Origin of the sequence: Pseudoalteromonas sp. NSLLW24, from assembly GCF_015864725.1 — a bacterium.
Taxonomy (GTDB): domain Bacteria; phylum Pseudomonadota; class Gammaproteobacteria; order Enterobacterales; family Alteromonadaceae; genus Pseudoalteromonas; species Pseudoalteromonas arctica.
Genome location: NZ_JADYWQ010000008.1, coordinates 23,626 through 43,677 on the forward strand (window position 1 = coordinate 23,626; position 20,052 = coordinate 43,677).

Annotated in this window: 21 protein-coding genes; 14 read left to right on the plus strand and 7 right to left on the minus strand. The window is 37.9% G+C overall.

Annotation, left to right across the window (positions count from 1 at the left end):
• Positions 1-96 precede the first annotated feature (96 nt).
• Genes I6E72_RS09930 through I6E72_RS09950 form a run of 5 tightly spaced genes read left to right on the plus strand, consistent with a single transcriptional unit; the run spans position 97 to position 3,616 of the window.
• The gene (locus tag I6E72_RS09930) at positions 97-762 is read left to right on the plus strand and encodes a hypothetical protein (RefSeq protein ID WP_024608627.1); all 666 of its coding nucleotides are present in this window, start codon (positions 97-99) and stop codon (positions 760-762) included.
• A 1-nt stretch (position 763) separates the two neighbouring features.
• Positions 764-2,221 (plus strand): M48 family metalloprotease, encoded by a 1,458-nt coding sequence (locus I6E72_RS09935; protein WP_197112183.1) that lies wholly within the window; start codon positions 764-766, stop codon positions 2,219-2,221.
• Between the two features lie 53 nt (positions 2,222-2,274).
• Positions 2,275-2,622 (plus strand): arsenate reductase (glutaredoxin), encoded by a 348-nt coding sequence (gene arsC / locus I6E72_RS09940; protein ID WP_197112185.1) that lies wholly within the window; start codon positions 2,275-2,277, stop codon positions 2,620-2,622.
• Positions 2,622-3,176, plus strand: coding sequence for an NAD(P)H:quinone oxidoreductase (wrbA, locus tag I6E72_RS09945; RefSeq protein ID WP_007581039.1), 555 nt, complete (start codon positions 2,622-2,624; stop codon positions 3,174-3,176). The genes arsC and wrbA overlap by 1 nt, the downstream gene beginning before the upstream one ends.
• Entirely contained in the window at positions 3,173-3,616 is a 444-nt protein-coding gene (locus I6E72_RS09950; protein ID WP_024591007.1) for a DUF2069 domain-containing protein, read from the plus strand. Before wrbA ends, I6E72_RS09950 begins: the two co-directional genes overlap by 4 nt.
• An 82-nt stretch (positions 3,617-3,698) precedes the next feature.
• On the opposite strand, the gene I6E72_RS09955 is transcribed toward I6E72_RS09950, so the two are convergent.
• The gene (locus I6E72_RS09955) at positions 3,699-5,036 is read right to left on the minus strand and encodes an ankyrin repeat domain-containing protein (protein ID WP_010555074.1); all 1,338 of its coding nucleotides are present in this window, start codon (positions 5,034-5,036) and stop codon (positions 3,699-3,701) included.
• Between the two features lie 230 nt (positions 5,037-5,266).
• A complete protein-coding gene (locus I6E72_RS09960; protein ID WP_007583914.1) occupies positions 5,267-5,860 on the minus strand; it encodes an MlaC/ttg2D family ABC transporter substrate-binding protein in 594 nt (197 codons plus the stop codon).
• A 244-nt stretch (positions 5,861-6,104) separates the two neighbouring features.
• On the opposite strand from I6E72_RS09960, the gene I6E72_RS09965 reads away from it, so the two are divergent.
• Together I6E72_RS09965 and I6E72_RS09970 are read left to right on the plus strand one after the other, a co-directional pair.
• On the plus strand, positions 6,105-6,641 hold the full coding sequence (locus tag I6E72_RS09965) for an acyloxyacyl hydrolase (RefSeq protein ID WP_165721433.1): 537 nt from the start codon (positions 6,105-6,107) through the stop codon (positions 6,639-6,641).
• A gap of 107 nt (positions 6,642-6,748) precedes the next feature.
• Positions 6,749-6,895 carry a DUF2897 family protein gene (locus I6E72_RS09970; RefSeq protein WP_197112187.1) on the plus strand — a complete coding sequence of 49 codons (147 nt, stop codon included), beginning with the start codon at positions 6,749-6,751 and terminating at the stop codon, positions 6,893-6,895.
• Between the two features lie 53 nt (positions 6,896-6,948).
• Here I6E72_RS09970 and I6E72_RS09975 read toward each other — a convergent pair whose 3' ends face one another.
• Complete coding sequence (locus I6E72_RS09975; RefSeq protein WP_007583911.1) at positions 6,949-8,319, minus strand: YjiH family protein; 1,371 nt, start codon at positions 8,317-8,319, stop codon at positions 6,949-6,951.
• 66 nt (positions 8,320-8,385) lie between these two features.
• Entirely contained in the window at positions 8,386-9,447 is a 1,062-nt protein-coding gene (gene bamC / locus I6E72_RS09980; protein ID WP_024591010.1) for an outer membrane protein assembly factor BamC, read from the minus strand.
• 359 nt (positions 9,448-9,806) lie between these two features.
• Between bamC and I6E72_RS09985 the strand changes: the two genes are divergently transcribed.
• Both I6E72_RS09985 and bcp read left to right on the plus strand, forming a co-directional pair.
• Entirely contained in the window at positions 9,807-10,340 is a 534-nt protein-coding gene (locus tag I6E72_RS09985; protein WP_007583906.1) for a glycine cleavage system protein R, read from the plus strand.
• Positions 10,341-10,351: 11 nt separating this feature from the next.
• Positions 10,352-10,831, plus strand: a complete 480-nt coding sequence (gene bcp / locus I6E72_RS09990; protein ID WP_002963124.1) for a thioredoxin-dependent thiol peroxidase — start codon at positions 10,352-10,354, stop codon at positions 10,829-10,831.
• Between the two features lie 513 nt (positions 10,832-11,344).
• On the opposite strand, the gene I6E72_RS09995 is transcribed toward bcp, so the two are convergent.
• Complete coding sequence (locus tag I6E72_RS09995) at positions 11,345-11,920, minus strand: GNAT family N-acetyltransferase (RefSeq protein WP_331459206.1); 576 nt, start codon at positions 11,918-11,920, stop codon at positions 11,345-11,347.
• A 329-nt stretch (positions 11,921-12,249) separates the two neighbouring features.
• Here I6E72_RS09995 and I6E72_RS10000 point away from each other — a divergent pair, with 329 nt between their 5' ends.
• From I6E72_RS10000 to I6E72_RS10015, 4 genes are all read left to right on the plus strand, one after another.
• On the plus strand, positions 12,250-13,974 hold the full coding sequence (locus tag I6E72_RS10000) for a dsDNA nuclease domain-containing protein (RefSeq protein WP_197112189.1): 1,725 nt from the start codon (positions 12,250-12,252) through the stop codon (positions 13,972-13,974).
• Positions 13,959-16,136, plus strand: coding sequence for a DEAD/DEAH box helicase (locus I6E72_RS10005; protein ID WP_197112191.1), 2,178 nt, complete (start codon positions 13,959-13,961; stop codon positions 16,134-16,136). The genes I6E72_RS10000 and I6E72_RS10005 overlap by 16 nt, the downstream gene beginning before the upstream one ends.
• Positions 16,137-16,263: 127 nt before the next feature.
• On the plus strand, positions 16,264-16,800 hold the full coding sequence (locus I6E72_RS10010; protein WP_197112193.1) for a DUF543 domain-containing protein: 537 nt from the start codon (positions 16,264-16,266) through the stop codon (positions 16,798-16,800).
• Positions 16,794-17,348, plus strand: coding sequence for a hypothetical protein (locus I6E72_RS10015; RefSeq protein WP_197112195.1), 555 nt, complete (start codon positions 16,794-16,796; stop codon positions 17,346-17,348). Before I6E72_RS10010 ends, I6E72_RS10015 begins: the two co-directional genes overlap by 7 nt.
• Before the next feature lie 219 nt (positions 17,349-17,567).
• On the opposite strand, the gene I6E72_RS10020 is transcribed toward I6E72_RS10015, so the two are convergent.
• Together I6E72_RS10020 and queE are read right to left on the minus strand one after the other, a co-directional pair.
• Positions 17,568-18,311 (minus strand): class I SAM-dependent DNA methyltransferase, encoded by a 744-nt coding sequence (locus tag I6E72_RS10020; protein WP_197112197.1) that lies wholly within the window; start codon positions 18,309-18,311, stop codon positions 17,568-17,570.
• Positions 18,312-18,583: 272 nt separating this feature from the next.
• Entirely contained in the window at positions 18,584-19,249 is a 666-nt protein-coding gene (gene queE, locus I6E72_RS10025; RefSeq protein ID WP_024591014.1) for a 7-carboxy-7-deazaguanine synthase QueE, read from the minus strand.
• Between the two features lie 145 nt (positions 19,250-19,394).
• On the opposite strand from queE, the gene queC reads away from it, so the two are divergent.
• Positions 19,395-20,051 (plus strand): 7-cyano-7-deazaguanine synthase QueC, encoded by a 657-nt coding sequence (queC, locus tag I6E72_RS10030; protein WP_007583902.1) that lies wholly within the window; start codon positions 19,395-19,397, stop codon positions 20,049-20,051.
• The last annotated feature ends 1 nt before the right edge of the window (position 20,052 follow it).

Here is a 20,052-nt window from a genome sequence, read left to right on the forward strand (position 1 = left end):
CAATATACTTATATACCCAAACCGTTGTAACTTTTTGTTAAAACAATACCTGCAATAGTTTATCCTTATAACATAACTAGCAGTAAGGATAAGTTAATGCCTGGCACGCATAATAAAGCGCAACTACCAAGTAATCCAACACTCAAAGAGATTAATTGGTTTAAAAAGCAAATTAATTGGGGCGAACTACCTCCTTTTTATCACCTTGTTGCCTCATCAATAAGCGAATCTGAAGGGATTTTAGATCATGGATTCGATAATGCAGTTAAACAACTTATAGATAAACGCAATTGGAACTTAGATTTATTAGAAGGCCATGAAGACAGCCTTGGTGTAATACACACTAAACATAAGCCACGTATTGCGCTGCACCAAGTTTTTACCGACAGAGGCTTTGAGCTATGGGCACAGCCTTATGCTAAAGATGTTATTGTTGACCAATACGTAAAAAACAATCGCTTTATGGAGTTTAGAGTGTGGGATCCGCATTCAATGAAAAACCTGATCAGAATAAGTCAGTTACATAAGTTTATTGGCTTTTATTTTGAACGAGGCGACAAAGCAGATAAAGCCATTATTTTACATGCACATAAAGTAGTACATAAAATTATTACTTTTTTGCAGCGAGAATTGAACGTTGTAAAGCTTGATGGAGTCACAATAAAAGAACTATACCAATTGTGCGAAAAAGACAGCCGTGCAAGCAGTGACGAAATAGACATAGCCAAAATTGCAATTGGCGAACAAATTAACAAGGAATAAAATGCAGCTAAAATCAGCATTTATCACTTTATGCAGTGCCGCGCTTACGTTTAGCTTATTAGTAAGCGAACCTTTAAAAGCGCAAACCAATTTTACACTTCCTGATTTAGGAACATCTGCATTACAAGCACTGCCACTTGAAAAAGAACAAGCTATTGGCGAAGTAATGATGATGCAAATACGAGGTTCATCACCAGTTATAAACGACCCTGTGCTAGATGAATACCTCACGACTATTGGCCGTAAACTTGTTGCTAATGCTAACGATGTACGTTTTCCGTTTTCGTTTTTTTGGATAAATAACTCAGAAATAAATGCGTTTGCATTTTATGGCGGGCATGTAGGTGTACACACCGGGTTAATAGCTCAAGCCGATAACGAGAGCCAGTTTGCGTCGGTACTTGGTCACGAAATTGCTCACGTAACACAGCGCCACTTAGCACGTAGAATACAGCAGCAACAAGATAACAGCGCGCTGACCATTGCCGGTATGATTGCAGGTATATTAGCAACCGTTGTTGCACCCGACGCGGGTATTGCCATTATATCTGCCAGCCAAACACAATCTGCTTTTAGTCAGTTAACGCATAGCCGCTCAGCTGAGCAAGAAGCTGACCGCATAGGCATGCAAACACTTAATAATGCAGGATTTGATCCCCGTGCATCGAGTGAGTTTTTAACTAAACTTGCGGCGCAAATTCGCTATAAATACAAGCCACCAGCATTTTTGCTAACTCACCCATTACCAGAGAGTCGTGTATCAGATGTACGTTTGCGTGCAGAGCAATTTCCTGTGCGCCTTATGAATGCGAGCCTTGAGTTTAATTTAGCAAAAAGTCGAGTGCTTGCCCGCTATGACAACAAACCAGAAAACGCAGAAGATCTATTTAGAAAGCTACTGCGCGAAAATACCTACAACAACACTGCATTAAAGTATGGCTTAGCCATAAGCTTGCTTGATCAAAAAAAGCTTGATGAAGCAGCGCCAATATTAGACGAGCTTTTAAAAAACGATCCTAAAAACCTATTTTATATAGATACCCATACCGATTTACTTATTGCACAAAAAAAGGCAGATGAAGCCGTTAAGTTTTTAGCGGATTTAAATCAGTATCGCCCTAATAATCAGGTAATTACACTTAACTATGCCAACTCAGCACTTGAAGCTGAACAATATGAGCTTGCTGAAAATATTTTAAAGAGTTTTTTACTCGAAAAGCCAGATCATAACTTAGGCAAACAACTCCTTGCAGACGCGTATAAAAAACAAGATAAATTAGCCTCTTATCACGAAGCTAACGCCGATGTATTAGCGCAATATGGTGCTTATTTAAAAGCCGCAGACGAAGTACAAAAGGCACTAAACTTTGTAGAGCCAACCGAACTTGTAAAGCAACAACGTTTAAAAGCACTACTTACCCAGTATCGACTTTTACAAAAAGAGCTTGCAAGACTTTAAGTCTGCAAGCGCTTACCCTAAAATAGACGCAATTCACACTTTGGAATCATTTTATGTCTGTTACTATTTACCACAACCCACGTTGTTCTAAATCACGCGAAACGCTAGCGCTACTGCAAAGTAAAGCGATAGAGCCAAGTGTTGTAGAGTATTTAAAAACCCCTCTTACTCACGAGCAAATTTCAACGCTTGTAATCCAACTTGGTTTTTCATCCGTACGTGAATTAATGCGCACAAAAGAAGATGACTACAAAGCACTTAATTTAAAAGATGAAAACAGTGAATCAGCATTAATAGATGCCATGGTACAAAATCCAAAACTAATTGAACGCCCTATTGTAGTGAATAACAATAAAGCAGCGATTGGTCGTCCACCAGAAAACGTACTAAGCGTTTTATAATGAGTGCAACCATAGTGGTGCTTTATCACTCAAGCCATGGCTCAGTTGAAGCAATGGCTCACGAAATAGCAGAGTCGATAGAGCAACAAGGTGCTACAGCACTGCTTCGCACCTTTGTGGCTAAAAATGCGCACGACATTGTGATCACCAAAGATGATTTAATAAATTGCGATGGTTTAGCATTTGGTACACCAACCCGATTTGGCATGATGGCCTCTCAAGCTAAAAGCTTTTGGGAAACCACCAGCGACTTATGGTTAAAAGGTCAGCTAATAGATAAGCCAGCATGTGTGTTTTCGTCATCAAGCAGTATGCATGGTGGTAATGAAGCAACCTTACTTAACTTATCTCTGCCACTATTACACCACGGTATGATGCTACTGGGCGTGCCGTACGATGTACCCGAACTACTTGCAACACAAACAGGTGGAACACCATACGGTGCAACACACGTTGCTGGCAGCGCTAATAGTGCACAGCTAAGCAAAGACGAAATTAAAATATGCCAAAGCGTTGGTAAACGCCTTACTCACATTGCGAGAAAACTTAAATGAATACAGCTGACAACCCAGCTAAAAAGCCGATTACAGTAAAGTTTCAGCGTGCCGCACTATTTGGCTATGTAGGTTTACTTGTTCTTATTCCACTGTGGATGTATTTTGTGCCACCTCTAAATGGTAATGCGAGTTTAGCATCTTTATTTTTGCCCATTATTCCGTTATTACTGCCGCTAAGAGGCATAATTAAAGACAGTACATACACTTATGCGTGGGCTAACTTTGTTGTAATGCTGTATTTTATTCACGGGCTTACCATGCTGTGGGCCGCTCCTGATGAATTAATTTGGGTATTGCTAGAGCTTGTGTTTGCCTCTTCAATGTTTATTGGCTGTACTTACTACGCAAGACACCGCGGACAAGAACAAGGTTTAAAAATCCGTAAGCTTAAAGAAGAACTAGCTGAAGAAAAAGCAGCAAATGAGCACGGTAAATAAGGCTTAACCATAAACGGTTATAAATACAAAAAACGCGCTTAAATTGCTTTAAGCGCGTTTTTTATTAGCTGTTTAAAAGTGACTAAACCAAATCACTTAAGGCAGCTAGCACCACAATACTCGCCAACCCTATTTGAGCAATTAAGCTAATAAACGAAAAGCCTCTAAGCACAAATAAACCCCAAGGGTGTTTAATATGTGGATATAACGCACAGCGTTTTAAAGTGGTTGCAAAGAAAAAACAAATCACTGCCGCCATAGTTAAACTAAGCGTTAGCTCACTTTTAATAGAGAGTGTTTCATCAAAAAAGAAGAACAACTGCAAAGGCAGCAATATAGTGACAATAGCGTGCAGCACATGTACTTTTTTAATACGATCAAACTGTCCTTCTGGCGAAAGTTCTTTAATACCAAAGTCACGCTCTAAACATTTAACTAAGTTATTAGCTTTAATACTAACCGCCAAACGGTAACAACTTAAACCTTCTTTATTGCGCGCTCTAAAGTTATAGCCCGCTTTAATAAGCAGCACCATTAACGATTCATTTTTAGCAAATACAGCGTAATGAAGTGCTGTGTTACCTAAATTATCAACCGCTTTTTTGTCTTGCTTTGCAAGTAGCGTTTCAACCACATTTACAAAGCCTTTTTCGGCGGCCCACATAAAGGCTGTTTTATTGTTTTCATCAGCAAGAACACCTGTAGCGCCTTGCTCAATAAAACGCATTGCCATTGTTTGCTTGGCTGTTTTTTTACGTAGGTGCGTTAATAATGCTTTTTCTAGCAGTACAACAGAGTCAACATCAGGAGAAACCTGTGTAAGCAACGTAAAATAGTCTTTACCCGCTGCTACTTTTTCGCTGGCAAGTTCAGAAAGAGTATCTAAATCAGCAATAGACTCTGGAATAAACGCACTTAAGCGCTCTCTAAAATCAACTTCTTTCCAAAGGGCTAATGTATCTTTTGCCGAAAGTTTACTTTTATTATTTAGCGCATGCTCAATTAACGTGAAATAGCGTTTACTAAAAAACAAATCAACTAAAGACAGTGGCGTATCTATGGTATTTTGTGCAGCCACACTTGCGTATTTTTCAAGGCGTTGGCACAACATAAGCACTAAGCTTTCAGGGGTGTATTCATTATCGTAGTAATGGCTTTTAACCGCACTAATATACGCTTGTGCGTCTTCGTCATATTCAGAGATATGTTGAAAGTAACATTCTTCAAATGGTTCTAGCGGGGTTAGCCATGCCAAATAATAAATAGGCGGTAACACGGTGGTGCATACACCATCGTCTTCATTTGTAGAACGACAAGCAGGCCAAGCTTCCAAAGCATCTAAAATAAAGGCACCGTTTTGTTCTACCAGTCCTTTAATAAGTAATGGGTATTCCTTTGGCCAAATCAGTACATTTTCCATTAAAACAACACAACTCCAGTGTGGCTTGGGGGTGGTAAGTTATATCAGTTTTTAGCTGACACCACGCTTAATCAAAGTGTCGATATTCTAGCACACCTTTGTTTTGCTGCTAGCGCAAAATTACGCAATAACAACAATCCTTTACTTACAAATATAAAAACGGCCAAGTACATAAGTAATTGGCCGTTTTTGAGGTTGGAGTTGGGCTTAATCAGAGCCAGACAAATAGTCTATTTACTTTTTAACTCGCTAATAACTTGATCTAAACCCACTTCAGAAATACGTTGAATAATCTCTTTTTGCTTAGCACTTAATAGTGAAATGCCTTCGGCAACAATATCGTATACTTTCCACTCATCATTTTTACCTAAACGAAGCTTAAAACTTAAGTCGATTGTAGGCGCATTTGGCTCAATAATTTGTGTATTAACTGTTGCGTACTCAGAGTCACTTTTTGCGTTATTACGCTCAAATACTACTTTTTGACCTGTGTACTTCATTAGTGCACCAGCGTATGTGCCTGTTAAGTAATGCTCTACTGCATCTATAAATTGAACAGCCTGTTCGCGCTCAATGCCTTTAATGTGCTTACCTAATAATTTAAACGACACAAACTTAACATCAATATGTGGCATTAAACGTTTTTCAACAATGGCAGCCATCGCTTCTTTGCTTGCTGTGCCTTTTGAATTTACTTGGCCAATGTCTGCAAATAGCTTATCGGCTACTGATTCAAGTAACTGATCAGGCGATTGCTGAGTTTGTGCAAATAACGAACTACTAAAAAAAGCAGTGGCTAAAACGAATAGTTTAAAGAGTTTCATAATTGTATATGTCTGTGTGATTAAGATGGCTGTAATTTACGCGAACTATACGCAATAAAAAAGGCACAAATAAGCAACTTATTAATGCCCAAATCGCACCAATAAAATAACTAAAATAAATTCAAGCAGTTAGAAACCTCCGTTAACAGCTCATATACAACCGGCATTTTGTCCTCATTGTAATTGTTAATAGGTCGCCCTTATCATTTAGTTATCACTTGAATCAGACAAACATTTGGCACCTATGAAAACGTCACTTAAAACACTTATTATCTCATTTATATTAGTAGCTTCACTTTTTGGCAAACTTGCTTTTGCTCAATCGAACCACGGTTATGCCGTTGATTTTCTCAAAGGCGAAGGTAACGTAAACGGCGTTAAGCTTGCGTATCAGTATCATGCGCCTAGCATGCAAAATATAATTGGTGATGCACGCTTTTACTTTGAAACCAGCGTAAATATGTGGGAATACCGCCACGGCGATGAAACACAATCAAACCTAGTACTTGCTATGTCACCTGTGCTGCAATTTCCTGCCTTTAGTTTTAACAACACCCCATTTTATGTAGAAGCAGGGATTGGTGTATCACTGATTGATGAAACGCAGTTTGCCGGTAAAAACATAAGTACTCACTACCAATTTGAAGACCGCATAGGCCTTGTTGCCGACTTTGGTCATACTAATGTTGCCCTTAGAGTTATTCACTATTCAAACGCAGGCTTTAAAGAGCCAAACCCTGGGCTTAACTTTTTAACGCTTTCGGTAGCTAGACGTTTTTAACGTTATTGATTGTGTTTAAAGTTATTGATTATGTTTTGAGTAATTTAATTGCTGAAATAGCGCAAAGCGGTCACACTTAAACGTACTAAAGTTTAGGTGATACTGCGATGCAAACTTGGCATATTCTAATTATTGTCGCCGTTGTTTTTGCTATTGTCATTGGTAATATTGCGCTGATTAAACTCTCTGCAAAAACGGAGTTTAAAAAGCCCAACGCCAATATTAAAAATACAACAGACACAAAAAAGCCCTGATTAATCAGGGCTTTTTTAATAATACCAATTCGCTTAATTATATTTTCGTTAATTTAGCCTACTAACCAATGCGCCATTAGCGCAATAACAGGTAAAGTAATTAGCGTTCGCAAAATAAATATAATAAACAACTCTAAAATATTTACCGGTATTTTACTGCCAAGTAAAAGTGCGCCCACCTCAGACATATAAATAAGCTGAGTTACACTCATTGCGGCAATAATAAAGCGCGTTACATCACTTTCAATTGTACCTGCTGCTAATATTGACGGAATAAACATATCAGCAAAACCAACCATAATAGTTTGCGACGCAGCTGCCGCTTCGGGTACTTGTAATAACTCTAAAAATGGCACAAACGGCATACCTAAATACTGAAATATAGGCGTATGCTCAGCAATGATCAGTGCAAATGTACCTACCGCCATAACCACAGGCAATACACCAAACACCATATCAAGCGCGTTATGTAAGCCCTCTTTTATAGTACCTTTAACACCCGTTGAGTTATCTGCTTTAGCTAATGCAACATCTAACGAATGACCAAATAAGGTTTTATGACCCGGAATTGTTTCAGCGTCTCTATCTGGCTCAGTACCATCAATCAGTAAGTCTTTTTTAAAGCGCAGTGGCGGTAATCGCGGCACAATAATAGCGGCAACAATACCGGCTAAACATACCGTTGCGTAAAACGGTGCAAATAGGTATTCAAGTTTAACTTGCCCAAGCACCACTAAACTAAACGTAATTGAAACCGCTGAAAACGTAGTACCAATAATAGCCGCTTCGCGTTGTGTATAGTGCTTTTGATCGTACTGCCTTGCAGTCATCAAAATACCCACACTACCATCACCTAACCACGATGCAGTACAGTCAACCGCACTTCTACCCGGTACACCAAATACAGGGCGCATTACTTTAGTCATTAACGTACCAGCAAGCTCTAGTAGACCAAAGTTAATTAATAGCGGCAGTAGTAAGCCCGCTAAAATAAATACCGAAAACAACACTGGCAGTAAGTCATTTAATACCAGCGCGCCAGTATTGGCCGAGGTAATCATCTCGCTGCCTAGGCTTAAGTACGTCATTAAACCAAACGCCATACCAAATAAGCGCACCACCAGCCATGTCCAGCTCACATCAAATAAATGCTTTAACAAAGGTGAGTTACATATAGCGGCGGGTTTAAACACTTTAGTAATTACAGAAATAACCCCTGTAATACAAATAATGAGAGTAATAATTGCTTGAGCAGAGCCAAGCATCATTGCTTGAACCGCTTTTGCCATAACGGCAATAGGAATGGTCATCCCTTGCGAGGTACTAATGGGTGTCATAAATAAAAACACACCAATTAACGAAGGAACCAAAAAAGTAAACCAAGTGCGCCACGTGTAGTGTGAACGATGAGGTAGCTGAGACATATTTATTAACCTATAAAAACCACAAAAAGAGCATAGCGCTCTTTTTGTGGTAAAACTTATTATTATTTAAATTTTAATGCCGCGCTGAATGAGTGCTGCTTCTAATGCTTGTTGTAAACCATTCATAGTACCTGGCTCAAGCGTTTCGCCTTTATCATCCATCCACGTTAAGCTAGTACCGCCTTCTTTAGTTTTACTTACTAAAATTTGGTATTGGCCTTCATCAATAGGTAGTTGAGCTACGTCATCACCCCAAATTGAATCCCAAACACTTGTTTCTGGTTTAGTATAATCAGCAGTAATTAAGCCAGTATCTGGGTTAATTTCAACAATAGTGAACGACAAGCGCTCTAAAAATCCAGAGAAACGGTCAAACACAGCTTCGTAAGATTGCTCAGTTACAAGTGCTGCATTACCTTTGTTATCAAAGCCCATTTCAAGAGAAATAATACCTTGGCGTTTACGCATATCAACTTCAAGTTGACGGTAACGGTAATCAAACTCGCTCACTACTTGGTTAAGCGCACGTACTTCTAACTGCTGCTTTAACAAATCAGTTAGCGTATGGTCGCCTTTAAAATCAATCAGCTCTACACGTAAAGACGCAGTACGCTGATGTGATTTTTCTTCAATAGTGAATCTAAATTTTTCTAAGTCATCGTTAACTTCATCGCCCCACCACCAAAAACCTTCTTCGGTTTTAATGATTGAGTACCAATCAGTTTCAATAGTACCTAGTAGCTTGTCTTCTTTAGTGGTTCCTGCATTGTTATCAGCGAGGACTGATTGAATCGTGTCCCAAAGAAATTCATCTAAATCAGCAATGCCATCGTTTTTATCAAAATAAATACGCGCTTGTTTATCTGTCTCTTCTACCCAACTGCCTTTAGCAATTGTTAATACTTGTGCCGGTGGGCGGTAATTTGTAGCTTCAGGATTGTTGTCGTATTGACCTACATCCATTTTATAAACTGGGTCTTGAGCTGGTTGAGATAACGACGTTGGTGCTTTTACAGGCTCATGCGTACGATAGTTACGTTCGTCATGTGCCTTATTAATAAATACACTACACCCTGATAAACTTACCAATACACTTACTGCAAGTGCTTTTGGGATCCAATACTGCACAGATATTTCTCCTTAGCATACCCTTTAATTGTTTTAACAAATATATGAGTGGGTAATGCCGATTTGGTTCAGTGTAAAATCAATATTAACTTTACATTTATTATTTGGCTGCCTAAATGCAATAAAGTTCAGCACTTCAACTTAGCAATAAAACTAAGCGCAAATAAGCAAATTTTAGCTATGGTACTTTCCCGTGCCAGTAAAAACAAGAAACACCGCACTTTAAAAGCGCTTAATTAGCGTGTGCTGTAGTTTAGAGCCCTTTTTGTGTTAAACTTCGCCGCCGTGCAACTTCTTGTGTGTATTTTTGGTGTTGCCAACTCGGTTGATATAATCCAAGTAACAAGGTATTTGAACTCATGACTGCATTTTCAAATCATCAAATTGTTTTAACAGCGATTGGCGAAGACAGACCCGGTATTGTAAGTGAACTAACCCAACTGGTTAGCGATTGCCACTGCAACATTATTGACAGCCGTATTGCTATTTTAGGCTGCGAATTTACCTTCATAATGCTACTTAGCGGCGACATGTCGGCAATAAGCCGCATAGAGCACGTACTGCCAACTAAAGCCATGGAACTTGGCCTGCTAACCATGATGAAGCGTACAGCAAGTCATACTCCTAGCGAGTTTTGTGCAGGTTACACACTAGAATACACAGGGATAGACACCCCAGGCACATTGAGCAAAGTAACGCGCTTTTTTGCCGACAATAATATTAGTATTTGCTCACTTAAGTCAGACACTTATTCCCAAGAAGACAACATTAAAATGCGTTGTGAACTTGAATTCAACATACCTGTTGATGTAGATATAGATCAATTTAAAATTAGTTTTGAGAGCCTTTCTCACACGCTAAACGTAGATTATATTTTTAAACGAATTCGTTAAGGATGCTAAACATGAACACAATTAGTCCATTACAAGCAGGCGATACTGCACCCGCTTTTAGCCTACAAAACCAAAACGACGAAACAGTAACATTAAGCGAGCTGTTAAAAGAGCAACAAGTGCTTGTGTACTTTTACCCTAAAGCGTCAACGCCGGGCTGTACTGTACAAGCCGAAAACCTACGCGATGAGCAAGCACAGCTTGCTAAATTTAATACCCGCGTTGTAGGTATTAGCCCAGATCCAATTAAGCGCCTTAAAAACTTTGAAACTAAAAAAGAGCTTAATTTTGATTTATTAGCCGATGAAGACCACGCCATTGCTGAAGCATTTGGTGTATGGGGCTACAAAAAGTTTATGGGTAAAGAGTACGATGGTATTCACCGCCTAACGTTTTTAGTAGGCCAAGACGGTAAAATTAAACACCTATTTGATAAGTTTAAAACTAAAGATCATCATCAAGTAGTGTTGGATTATCTCGCAGCAGAATAAGTTAGCTGCAGAATAAGTTTGTGGCTGAGTAAGTTAGCTACCAGCTATTAGACAAATACAGAAAAGCGTTGCTCAAGGGCAACGCTTTTTTTATGCCTATACATTTGCGCTATATAAAACTTAAATAGCAATAGAGTAAATAATTTGTTAAAACTGCCAAAGCACTTATTATTAGCACCTTGCCAATTGGATATTTAAACCTTGAATAAAAGCCTAAAATTTAAACTTTATTTAACTGCATTAATCATCTGTATTATTGGTTTTAACTTTTCAGAACCAAGTATGCAATTTTACTCAAACCCGTTTTATATTGGTAGTTTCGTTTTTGCCATTGCGCTTATAATCTCTGTAATTAATTACGCCTGCCCTGCCTGTAAGAAAAACCAAGTAATGCGCTCTATTTCTAGTTATAAGCTCCCAACTAACAACTGTTATAATTGCGGGAAAGAGATTGATGAGAAGAGTCATTAAATAGACGGAGTTATTACTGGAGAGTCTGGTATTCAAGGTTATTCATAAAGCCACTTGATATATATTAAGTTGTTGTCGTGTATTACCAATCGATACAAAGTTTGGAATAGTACCAACTAAACTTGCACCTGATTTTAAAGCAATTTTAATGCTAGCTGCATTTTGTGCTAAGCATCTAAACTCAATTACTTTAGCGCTTGTATTTTTGAGTATGCTTGGCACTCTTGTAATTACTTGACTAATAATACCATTTCCTTGTGCATCACTACTTAACCAGTAACCAAGCTCGGCTATATCTAGCTCAGGACAAATAGACTTAACTGCAAAAACACCACTCAAATTATCTTTATAATAAATCTTAAACCACCGCGAACCATTCAGCCCGCTGTTTACTCTGTCAAGTATGTACTTTTTAGCTGATTCAATATTGTTTACCCCTTCTACCCAAGGCAAAAACTGTCCTAAACTTACCTGACTTAAATTAACAACCCTTAAAATGTCCGCCGCATCGCTTTCCACTAAAGGAGCTAGTTTAATCTGTTCTGTAATTTGGATATGCAAGTGTTCTTCCTTGTGAGTATTGATTGTTATAGATGTAAGTTTAAAACTAAAGATCACTATTAAATAACCCCAAACTTATTTAACGGCTGAATAGCCTTTGAGCTATTGAAAAGATAAAGAAAAGTATTGCCCTAGCGAAACGCTTTTTTTATGTTACTTACTTAAAGTTTGATTAAGTAAAAGCATGATCGAGGGATAAGTAGGCGTTCCATGATTTTGATGTATGAAGTCAAGATTTGACCCTTAGGATTTAACTGCTAGCTCAATATATTTGGCTATTTACTCAACAAAAAATCACTATTTACTAGCTAATACAACTGGTTTTATAGCACGTTGGCAATGTACACTTACTGATATAGGATAAAAATAGAATAATTGGAATATTAATGAGTGCATCTGAAATGGAATTGTCTGATAGTGGGGGCCCTGCAGCTCTAAAAGGTTTTATTTATCAAAATTTTGTAGCGGCTTACTATGCACTGCGAATGTTAGAGAACAAAAACCTCCTATCAGTTCGTTGTGAAGCTGTTGACGACGTTGATGCTGTATACACTGACAAAATCGAATATATACAAATAAAAACTACAGAGAAAGATAGAAAGTGGAGTGTTTCCGAATTCGCTGACGCTGATACAAAAGTTGTCCCTCCAGTAAAGGGGCAAAGAAAAGAGCAGACTGTTAGCAAAGAAGATTCCATCTTACATAAGTCAATCCTATGCGATAAAGGGAAACACCCTAGTTATTTCCGTATAGTCACACCAAGAGACGTTACTGATTCACTTAAATACTTGAAAACATCGCTAAACACTCGTAATGAAAAAGCTATATTAAAGCCTCCTTTATTGAAGAGACTAGGAGCTTGTATTGAGCGTAACAGACCAAAAAAATCGCCACTCTTTACATCACCAAATGGCAATGACATTGAATATTGGCTTGACCATGCGGAATGGGAAGTAATTCCACAAGAAGTGATCGAATCACGCTGCACAAAGTTAATACAACAAGCGGCGCAAAGAAAAGGCATTTATCTTTTTGAAAATGGTGATCCCGAAAGGATTCTATGTTCTTTGCTTAATAACCTGTTTAAAAAAGGTGCTGCGTCACGGGTCATTAAGTCGATTGACGATAAATCTTATCTTCGAGAAGATTTTATTCCGTGGTTTGAATCCGAAATTGAACATTATGCAAACTTAAGTGAAGGTCATGTAAAAATATACACCACAGATGGCAAAACCCTTCAAGTCGTTCTTTCTTTGTTTTTTCAAGATAATAATCTTTATGAAGAACAAGAATACAGTGGAAGAAAGGAGTGTAAAGGGCTTAAAGGTGAGTATCATCGGAGGCAATACGGTTATGATTTAATAGCCCGCAATTTATATAAGTGGTTTCATGAAATCTTATTATTACCCAATGAAATTGCAGATAATGCCCCTGGCAAAATTACGGATAAATTTAAGTTATTGACTCAACGGTACAAGCAAGAAGCTAATTTCATCAACAACCTAATAGCTAAAGCTTTATTGCACTCAACAATCAGAACTATTTATAAAGCTCAACCAATTGCAGCAAATCTCCATATAGATGACAATAACAATACTTGTTTTGATAATATTCATATTATTCTAAATGCACATCACCCGGATAACTTACTCATGGGCTTTAGTCGACTAATAGATAAAATTGACGACTCATCCATTGCAAACATAGTCCACGAATTTAATTCTCTCCTAGACTCAGAAGCTTTTTCCACTCAAAAAGAAAAAGTACTGATCGCCAAAAAAGACAACTATCTACTGGACCATGATATTGACGACATACTCAATGCAAATAGCTCCCTTGATACAAATCTAGATAGGTTTAGGTTTGTATTTTTTATTGGCTATCAGTCAGATCACCTCAAATGTAACGCTAGAGAAATGACCATTGATTATGAGAAAAGCCTGGAATTAGAAGTTACAACCAAATTCAAATCTCTTGTAGATAAAATGCTTCTTAAAGATGAGTTTTATGAAGATCTTCATATTGAAGTATACTTATATCCTATTCCATCACTAAGCTCTCTTATTAACGAAATACAAACTCAGGTGAAATCACAATGGAAACCAGCTTAGATCCTCAGCAATGTTTAGAGTGTGTTAGGAATGAAACGTTAAGCGCATTCTCGTATTTGAAGAAAGCTAATGTATGCTTATCTTCACCTGATTTAGTACCGGTAGGTCAGGAATTCATTATTCGGGCCTTAGAAGCATTACCGCTTTTTAAAAAGCACAACGAGCTACTTCAAAACCTTTTGCGTATTGCTGGTCTTTATCCTTATTTAAAAAAATACTTTACTGACCTTTCTCCTGAGAAAGAGTTTGTTCTTGATGTTTATAAAAGTAACTTTGATGACAGTTTCATTTTTCACTCAATGCAAGCAAGGGTTTTTAATTTACTACTTTCCGGAAAAAATGTCATTTTGAGCGCTCCAACAAGCATGGGGAAAAGTGCTATTGTTGATGCGTTATTAGCAGCCAATAAGTTCAAGACTATCGTAATTGTAGTTCCAACAATAGCCCTTATAGATGAGACTAGAAGACGTATCAAAGCACGTTTTGGTAACAAATATCAAATTATCCATCATGGCTCACAATTAAGCCGAAAAGAAAAAGTAATTTATATTTTTACTCAAGAGCGTGTAAATGAGAGAGAAGACTTAAGGGATATAGATTTATTTATTATTGATGAATTCTATAAACTTGCCGATATCAAAGATATTCAGTCTAGGCCAAGAGCTTTTGCCTTGAATATAGCCCTTAGCAAATTACTTACAGTATCTAAACAGTTCTACATGATTGGACCTTATATAGATGCTGTTCAAGGGATGAGTTCATTAACACGTGAGTTCACATTCATTCCTTCCGACTTTAAGACCGTTGCATTAAATATCCATAAATACAATATCGCACCAAATAATATAGAAGATAAAAATGAGCATTTAGCGAAGATTATTGAAACCTATAAAGGGCAAACAATTATCTATTGCAAATCTTCAAACTGTATTTCAAATGTAGTTCACTTTTTAACTTCACAAACGAATCTACAAATAGAAAGATTTAGTTGCTTTGAGGACCGATTATTAAGGAGGTACTATCAGTGGCTAAAGAAAAACTATGGTTCTGATTGGGGTTGTACACAAGCATTAAAAAGCGGTATAGGTATTCACCACGGTGCTCTACCTCGTGCAATTCAACAAAAAACAGTTGATCTTTTCAATAACAAAGAAATTAAATTTTTAATTTGTACTTCAACAATGATCGAAGGTGTCAACACCTCTGCAGAAAATATTATTATTTACGACAACCGAAATGGTAATCCAAAAATAGATAGCTTTACTCATAAAAATATATCGGGACGTGCAGGTAGAATGGGGCAATATTTAGTTGGAAACGTTTTTTGCCTAGAACAATTACCGGAACCAGAACCACAAATCGTAGGTCTTCCTTTAGGGCAACAGAATGAAGACTCCCCTATTAACCTATTGGCAGGAATACAACCTGATCATTTATCAGAGCAAAGTAATCAAAGCCTGATTCAATTCGCAAGTAAATCAAACCTTCCTATGGAAATCATTCGAAAGCATTCGACTTATGACGTTGAAGTTTTGGAACAAGCTTACGAGCTGTTCGCGGAGTTATCGGTTAGAGATATAGAGCAAATCGCAACAATCACTAAACCGAAGAAATACCAGCTAGAGCTACTGACACGTTTTATCAAAACCGTAGAAAATCGAGTTCTGGCTAGACAGCAACTAAGTTATGAGGACAGCGACGAGCTTTATAATAAATTACGCGAATATATATATGCCAATAACCATACAGAATATATCAAAGCTCAGATAGACTATATCTATAAAGCAAATGAAAGTGATACCGCTCGTTCAAACGCAACAGACCGAGAGCTTAGTATTGTTCGCAATATATTTAAACACGCTGTTGTAAGAGCACTATCTTTGCTACAAGACTTATTGAATCATCAATACATCTTATTTGATCGAGAACCAACAGCCAACTTAGGCTGGCTGATACATATATTCGAAAATAGTCACTTACCAGCTTCATTCTCCGCATTAGAGGAAATGGGTATACCAATAGAGACATTAGAAAAGCTTGTGACCCCAGAACTAAGTGAAACAAAAATAGACACTTTGTTACGCTATTTAAGAATGAACTTAAAATACCTTAGACAACTCAATTCGGTGGACCAAATGTTTATTAAACAGGCTATTTACTAAATGTCTTTAGAACTAGAAGCCAGATGGGTCGCCCATTAGAAAGCCATAGGGGTCAAATCTTGACTTCATACATCATAATTAATTAGCTGTTTATATTCGCCGAAACTTAAATAAGTTACTGTGTCGGATGGCACTTCACTTATCCGACCTACGCTTTCAAATATATAATGCGGGGTTATTGGGTGTGGGTAAAGAGGCTTTGAAACAAGGTGCTAAAAGTGGTTTTTATATTTCAGTATTTTTTTCTGTGACTCTAAATAGCATTAGTTGGCTTTTTGAAGAGGATTATCGTTGGACAAACTGGTTGGCTACAACGAGTACCGATATCGTTAAAGCTGTTTTAGGAGCCATAGGAGGAATTCTCTTTGGCTTATTAATTGCAAAAGCAGCAATTGCTGTAGTAGCAATAGGTGCTGGTATTATTGTGGGAGTTGGTATTAGTATCTTATTAAATCAAGCAGATATAAAACTTAAAATTACCGAATCATTAATAAAATATTTAGAACAAAGAGAAAAAGAATTTATGAGAAGAGCTTCAATAAATATCGGAGAAGAGCTTCATAGAGTCTATTTAGTTACTACTGAATCAATAGTGAAATCCGTTAAGATTAAAGTAAAAAAAGAGTTGAATAGTTTTATAAATGAGTTAGTTAACCCATGGTAAAAAGTTTAAAACAACGATTTAGTAATATCGACGCTACTTTTTTAATTGCGTTAGTTATCGCAATAGCCCTTACTATTTTAGCTACATGGTTTATGGCGTCTTATGTACTCAATGAAATAATACAAGGGCTACTATATCCATACAGTGGTTACCCTGTAATTGTCTCATCGAGTGTTGATATTCTTATTTTTCCTGGTTGGGCTGTAATGTGTTTAGCTGTGTTGATAGGTATTTCTGATGTTTTATTTGACTTAACAGAGAAACCTTTTTTTAACAGTTTAAAAAAGAAATTAGGGTTAGCTGTTGGTGTAATGCTAGTAGTTTCAATAGTAACGCTTATTGCGAATTATGTTACTTGGCAAATTGCAGCTCGCGCTAATGGTTATACCCAATGCACAAGTGGGAGTATACTTTTAGTTGGAAGCAAAACGTCTTCAGTGTGGAGTAAAGAAGAGTATTTATGCTACGACTACAATGTAGATAGACTTTTACCTACAGGAACTCATGAGCAAGTGCTTGAGGTAGCTGAGTACCTAAATAGAGATTAAATTAAAGCGTTGCAAACCTTCCTAAGCTTTAATCAAAAGCTGCTTATGTGTCGCGGTATTCAACTTTGTTTGTGTCGGATGGCGCTTCGCTTATCCGACCTACGTTTTCAAATATATAATGCTGGGTTATTGGGCCGTGGGTATTGGAGGTTCGTTTGAGTTCGTTGGGTTTCGCTGCGCTCTACCCAAACTTTTATCTCTTCTTGATGAATGTTCGCCTTAAATTTTTACGCAGACAAAAATGGCGTTGCCTGAGCGCTCTGCCCATGGGGTTATTTTGTCGTAGTCATGTTCAAATATGTGGATTTCGAAGTACGGTTTTAAGGCTTCTTTAAGCTCGGTATAACTAAAAGCCACCATTGGGTGCTCGTCGTGCCATACGAGTGTTTTATCTGCGGTGGTTTTTTCTATGCTGAGTTTTAATAACTGTTTACTGCCGCTGCCACTGTAATGCCAACCAGAGCGAAATGTGAAGAAGCTATTTTCGCTTGTTGCTGTGTGCTCTACAAATGAATCGCTGTCGATTTTGTTTTTATCAACCGTGTTAAAACAAAATATTCCACCTACGTTTAATGCGCTGTGTACGCTGGCAAGGCATTCTTTTAACTTATTAATGCCGTCGCAGTAATGGATTGAATACAAAAAGCAGGTAATTAAATCCAAGTGCTCGGTTACCTTAAATTCACTCATGTTTTGCAACGAAAATTGCGCTTCTGGGCAACGCGTTTTTGCTTTATCTAGCATTGGCTGGTTTAAATCAAGCCCACTACTTTTATAGCCGTAATCAATAAAGTGGCGTACATGCGGGCCGGTGCCACATGCTAAATCGAGGTGGGTATTTGCGCCATTACCAAAAATTTGGTGCAGCCTGTGAATAGAATTGCTTTGGGCTTGATAATCTATATCTGCGCACATTAAGTCGTAGTAATCAGAAAGGTCGGTGTAAAGTGCATTTGCGGACATATAAGCCTAGTGGTAAGTAGTAGAATATTTTTAAGTCGCGCATAGTAAACTAATTAGCACAATTAACGAAGAAGATATGAGCTTTAGGGTAGATGTAATCTTAGGTTATAAAGTTCAGGCTATAAAGTACAGGGCTGTCGGATGGCGCTTCGCTTATACGGCCTGTGTATTTAAATATTATAGAGCGTTGTTATAAAACGGTGTGAAATTGGAGATTCGTTGGGTTTCGCTACGCTCTACCCAACCTACGTACTATAACTTTAAGCTACTCTTTAACTAATTCCTAAATACTTATGTACTTGTATTGATAGGCGCCAGTTTTTGGCAATACAGGTGTCGATTGCTAATTTGGTTGCCGATACTTTTTGGCTAATTGGCTGCAAATAAACAAGCTTAGGATTAACGCCTGTTTTAGCAAATAATTCTTCTAACTCTTCTACATGCTTTTGCATGGCAACGGGGTGTTTAATTTCGTTGGCACGCTTCATAGCGCTGGTAAGTACTTCATAACCGCCGCGCATATTGATTTTTGGCGATACCGTTACCCATGTTTGCTCTGGGGCGAGTATTTCAAACGTGCCGCTGGTTTCTATTTGTGTACTAAAGCCGTGTTCGTGTAATAAGTTACATACTGGATTTAAGTCGAACATACATGGCTCGCCGCCAGTAATTACAACATGCTTTGCGGTGTAACCACGTGATTGAAACAACGCTAAAATTTGCTCTGCACTGGCGTTAGCCCAATGATCTGAGTCGGCTTTTTTTTCTACGGTTTCGTCCAGCGATACTTTATATACATTATCAACATCCCACGTTTGCTTGGTGTCGCACCAAGAGCAGCCTACAGGGCAACCTTGCAGACGTAAAAATATTGAGGGTGTGCCAGTAAAGCTAGCTTCACCTTGAATGGTTTCAAACACTTCATTAATTTTGTACAAAAGAGATCTCACTTACTACCTAGTAGCCAAATTGCTACTATTAAAAAACCAAAAAGCGCTGTGCAAAAATTGTTATTTAAGCTGCGGCCGTGTAGTATATCGCGCCCTGATATAAACCTCTATTAAAACTAAGAGCAAAACAGATATGACGCAAAAAGTAGTTGTTATTTATTCCGGCGGTATGGACTCATTTACCGTATTAAATAAAGCCCTGCAACAAGGCCATGATGTATATGCCCTATCATTTGACTATGGTCAGCGTCATGTAAAAGAGCTTAAAGTGGCGGCAAGTGTGTGTGAAAAATTAAACGTTCCACACAAAATTGTTGATATTTCGGCGATTAACCAACTTATTGGTGGCTCATCACTTACTGATGACATTGATGTGCCTGAAGGCCATTACGAAGAAGAAAGCATGAAAAGTACGATTGTACCTAATCGTAATATGATTTTGCTCTCGCTTGCTGTTGGTTACGCGGTATCACTTAAAGCTGGCCAAGTTTATTACGGCGCTCACTCTGGGGATCATGCTATTTACCCTGACTGCCGTCCTGAATTTGTGCAAAAAATGGATGATGTATGTCGTATTGCAAATTACGACGCTGTAGAAATTTTTAGCCCATACTTAAACAATACTAAAATTGGTATTTTAACCGACGGTATTGAAATGGGATTAGATTACAGCCAAACGTGGACTTGTTATAACGGCCGTGAAAAGGCCTGTGGTAAATGTGGCGCGTGCCAAGAACGCCTTGAAGCATTTGCACTAAATAATATTACAGACCCGTTAGAATACGAATAAG